Annotated in this window: 4 protein-coding genes; 1 reads left to right on the top strand and 3 read right to left on the bottom strand. The window is 72.6% G+C overall.

Features of this window, described 5'->3' with window-relative positions; genetic code table 11:
* Positions 1 to 322 (bottom strand): hypothetical protein (locus WD794_14550; GenBank protein MEX2291529.1); only part of this gene is annotated, 322 nt, incomplete at its 3' end.
* Positions 323 to 504: 182 nt separating this feature from the next.
* Between WD794_14550 and WD794_14545 the strand changes: the two genes are divergently transcribed.
* The gene (locus WD794_14545) at positions 505 to 1,833 is read left to right on the top strand and encodes an AarF/ABC1/UbiB kinase family protein (GenBank protein MEX2291528.1); all 1,329 of its coding nucleotides are present in this window, start codon (positions 505 to 507) and stop codon (positions 1,831 to 1,833) included.
* Here WD794_14545 and WD794_14540 read toward each other — a convergent pair.
* Entirely contained in the window at positions 1,815 to 2,039 is a 225-nt protein-coding gene (locus WD794_14540; protein ID MEX2291527.1) for a DUF1653 domain-containing protein, read from the bottom strand. The genes WD794_14545 and WD794_14540 overlap by 19 nt on opposite strands.
* On the bottom strand, positions 2,036 to 2,203 hold the full coding sequence (locus tag WD794_14535) for a hypothetical protein (protein MEX2291526.1): 168 nt from the start codon (positions 2,201 to 2,203) through the stop codon (positions 2,036 to 2,038). The genes WD794_14540 and WD794_14535 overlap by 4 nt, the downstream gene beginning before the upstream one ends.
* Positions 2,204 to 2,379: the final 176 nt, after the last annotated feature.

Here is a 2,379-nt window from a genome sequence, read left to right as displayed (position 1 = left end):
CCGGCTCCGCCTTCAGCTCCTTCTTCTCCTGACCCGGTACGGCGTCCGCCACGGGCGCCGCCTCCACCGGAGCCGGCTCCTTCTTCTCCTGACCGGGTGCGGTGTCCGCCATGGGCTGGGCAGGAACCGGAGTATCCGTGACCACGGCGTCCTGCTTGGCCTGACCGGGAGGGCCACTGCCCGCGCTCGCGCCACCCCCGGGCGGGAGCTCGGCCGCACTGGCGACACCCAGCGCCGGCCAGACACCCGCCACCATCGTCATGCTCGCCGCGGCGACCAGCGCGCTGACCGTGCCGGTACGTCGTGCGAGCTGCTTGGACAAGAGAACCTCCGGAAGCGTGGTCGTCACCGATTACATCGACCGGGAACCGCTGCCGGTGAGCCCCCGGGTGGGTTATTTCTGCTCACATCGATTACTCCGTTCGGCCCAGAACTTCTTCACCCGCCGCTCGTTGGCCGGCCTGCCGGTGCGCAGCCGGGCAGGTGCACCGCCACACTCATACGGTGAGCGACATCCCGCGGCGCGCCGTCACCCGGTCGGCCAAGCTGGCCGGGCTGCCCCTGGGCGTCGCCGGCCGGGCGACGATCGGGCTCGGCAAGCGCCTCGGGGGCCGCCCCGCGGAGCTCGTCGCCGCCGAGTTGCAGGCCCGCACCGCCGAGCAGCTCTTCCAGGTGCTGGGCCAGCTCAAGGGCGGTGCCATGAAGATGGGCCAGGCGCTGTCGGTCTTCGAGGCGGCGCTGCCCGAGGACATCGCAGCGCCCTACCGCGCCGCGCTGACCAAGCTGCAGGAGGCGGCCCCCGCACTGCCGGCCACCACCGTGCACGCCGTGCTGGCCAAGGAGCTGGGCCCGGACTGGCGCGGGCTGTTCCAGTCGTTCACCGACAGCCCGGCCGCGGCGGCCAGCATCGGCCAGGTCCACCATGCGGTGTGGTCCGACGGCCGCGAGGTCGCCGTCAAGATCCAGTACCCGGGCGCCGGGCCTGCCCTGCTCGGGGACCTCAGACAGCTCTCGCGACTGGCCCGGATGTTCTCCTCGCTCACGCCCGGTCTGGACGTCAAACCGCTGCTCGCCGAGCTGGAGAAGCGGGTGACCGAGGAGCTGGACTACCGCCTCGAAGCACAGTCGCAGGCGGCCTTTGCCAGCGCGTACGCCGGCGACGAGGAGATTCGGGTCCCGGCCGTGGTGACCGGGAGCGAGCGGGTCCTGGTGACCGAGTGGATGGAGGGCGTGCCGCTCTCCCGGATCATCGCGAGCGGCAGCCCAGAGGAGCGGGACCGCGCGTCGCTGCTGCTCGCCCGCTTCCTGTTCTCCGGGCCGGTGCTCGTCGGACTGCTCCACGCCGACCCGCATCCGGGCAACTTCCGGCTGCTCCCGGACGGCCGGCTCGGCGTCATCGACTTCGGTGCCGTGGACCGCCTGCCGGACGGGGCGCCCGAGCCGATCGGACGGGTGGCCCGGCTGGCCCTCGCCGGGGAGGCCGACGCGGTGCTCGCCGTCCTGCGCGAGCAGGGCTTCGTCAAGGGTGCGATCGAGCTCGACCCGGACGCCCTGCTGGACTACCTCGTGCCGCTGCTCGAGCCGATCGCGGGGTCGTCGTTCCGCTTCAGTCGGCCGTGGCTGCGGGCCCAGGCGGTACGGCTGGGTGACCCCCGCTCCCCCGCCGCCCAGCTCGGCCGGCAGCTCAACCTGCCGCCGGCGTACCTGCTCATCCACCGGGTCGCCACCGGGACGATCGGAGTGCTGTGCCAGCTCGGCGGGCAGGCCGACTACCGCTCCGAGATGGCGCGCTGGCAGCCCGGCTTCGCTTCTGGTCAGCCGGGCCCGCGGTAGCGGAACCTCGGTACGCCGGGCGAGACCTCCTCCAGGAACCGCTCGGCCGTACGCACGGCCAGCCGTGGGCCCGGCACGTCGTACAGCGGGACGTAGACGACGACCGCCCGTGACGGGTCGGCGGCGTCATGGCCGAGGCCCAGAACGAGGTAGTCGTTGCCCTTCCAGTGCCGCCAGACGCCGGCCTGCAGCTCGGGAAGGCTCACCACCACACCTCGTCGAGCCGGGCCTCGATAGAGCGCAGGTTCTCGCGGGTGCAGCGGTCACACACCAGCACCCGTCGGAGGGGGCCGGTGGTGGTCGACCAGGTCAGCGGCGGCTTGCCGGTCACGCTCGTGCCGCAGACGCTGCAGGACACCGGCTCGGCCACCCGCGGAGCCTAGCGATGTTCCCCTCGGGAGCCCACCTGAGCAGGCCACCGGTGGTGGCCCGTCCGCTGGCTGCGTCCGAGCAACCCGAGGCTGGGGGGGCACACCTGGTCCGACGCGACGCAGATGCCGCTCCGGAGACATGTGTGCTGTCGGGGGTGTTGCAGCACAGGTCAAG

The sequence above is a fragment of the Mycobacteriales bacterium genome (assembly GCA_040902655.1).
Lineage (GTDB): Bacteria > Actinomycetota > Actinomycetes > Mycobacteriales > SCTD01 > SCTD01.
This window is presented reverse-complemented; position numbering and strand designations above follow the sequence as displayed.